The sequence below is a fragment of the Rhodococcus sp. NPDC080181 genome, assembly GCF_040702225.1.
GTDB lineage: Bacteria > Actinomycetota > Actinomycetes > Mycobacteriales > Mycobacteriaceae > Rhodococcoides > Rhodococcoides fascians.
Genome location: NZ_JBFBKN010000063.1, coordinates 1 through 1,507, shown reverse-complemented (window position 1 = coordinate 1,507; position 1,507 = coordinate 1). Strand labels below are relative to the sequence as shown.

At 54.9% G+C, this 1,507-nt stretch carries 1 protein-coding gene; it reads left to right on the top strand.

The features are described 5' to 3' along the window. Positions 1 to 85: 85 nt before the first annotated feature. Entirely contained in the window at positions 86 to 1,342 is a 1,257-nt protein-coding gene (locus AB0O58_RS26695; protein WP_366239035.1) for an IS4 family transposase, read from the top strand. Positions 1,343 to 1,507: the final 165 nt, after the last annotated feature.

Here is a 1,507-nt window from a genome sequence, read left to right as displayed (position 1 = left end):
CAATGCCGTTAAGTTACGCCGATACGATAACGCGACACGCGGTGTAGATGTACTTTTAAAGTTGCGGTTTTCGTAGAATTAACTGGTGGACGAAATCATCTCGCGCCGCTTTACCGATCATTTCCCTGTTGGCATCCTTGCGGAATGCATACCTCGCGATGATGTAGAAGAAGCAATCGACAGGTCGAGTACCCGAGAAAAACGATCTCGGCTTCTTCCATCGAGAATCGTCGTTTACTACGTCATTGCGCTTGGTCTGTTCTTCGGCGAAAGTTATGACGAAGTAATGCGGCGACTGGTAAGCGGCTTGCAATTCCTCGGCGGATGGTTGCCGAGTTGGCATTTTCCTACCCCGAGTGCAATAACACAAGCCCGCAAAAGGCTCGGGGAGGAACCGTTCAAAATCTTGTTCCACTTGACCGCTAAACCGCTAGCATCCTCCGCTACACCGTCGGCTTGGTTTCACGGGCAACGGGTTCTAGCGATAGACGGCGTTGTCCTCGATGCGCCGGATTCTCCAGAAAACGCAGAAGTCTTCGGATACAGCGTCGGAGGGAAGGGCAAGGGTGCTTATCCGCGAGTGCGGGTCGTGGCGGTCGTCGAATGCGGCACACATGCCGTGGTGCACGCCGCAATCGGCGAGGCTGGTACGACCGAGCGGACCGAAGCATGGGGCCTCGTTTCCGCTCTGGACCCGGGATCCGTATTGCTTGCCGACCGCGGATTCTTCAGCCTCGCACTTTGGGAGAGACTGATCGAACACGACGTCGATGCAGTCTTTCGTATCTCTCGAAATATGAACCTACCCGCGATCAAAGAATTCTCGGACGGTTCATACCTCTCAGTACTACTGCCCTCGAAGAGGCAAAGCGCGATCCGGAAATCGTCGCGACGAAGCTCACGAGGAGACATTACGGCCGAGAATCAGTACCTACTGGATCACGGAGTCCCGTGCCGAGTTGTGGAGTACGAAGTAGAAGGATCTGACGAGCCTTACCGAGTGATCACGACATTGCGCGACCATGCAGCAATTCCTGCAATGGAGATTGCGGCTTTGTATCACGAACGCTGGGAAGTCGAAAATGTATTCGACGAAATTGAAGTACACCAAATCGGCCACGGGCGCGTACTCCGATCGAAATCGCCCGAGCTTGTGAAACAAGAGATTTGGGGTGTGCTTCTCGCGCATTACTCGGTTCGCAAACTGGTGCACAAAGCATCGGGTGTCGCCGAAATAGATCCAGATCGATTATCCTTCATCCGCGCCTTACGCATCGTCCGTCGCCAACTCACCAACGGCGCGGACTTTTCCCCCCAGCACACTCCCCGTGATGCTGGGTGAATTAACCGAACACCCGAATCCGCCACGCAGACACAGATTTTACCCGCGGGTCGTGAAGCGTCACTTCGCCGCATTCCACAACACCAAACGTTCGCACCATCACGGGCGTCACGAGAAGCACCCTCCTCGGTTGCGCCTCCGCGTGCCGCTAACTTAACGGCATTG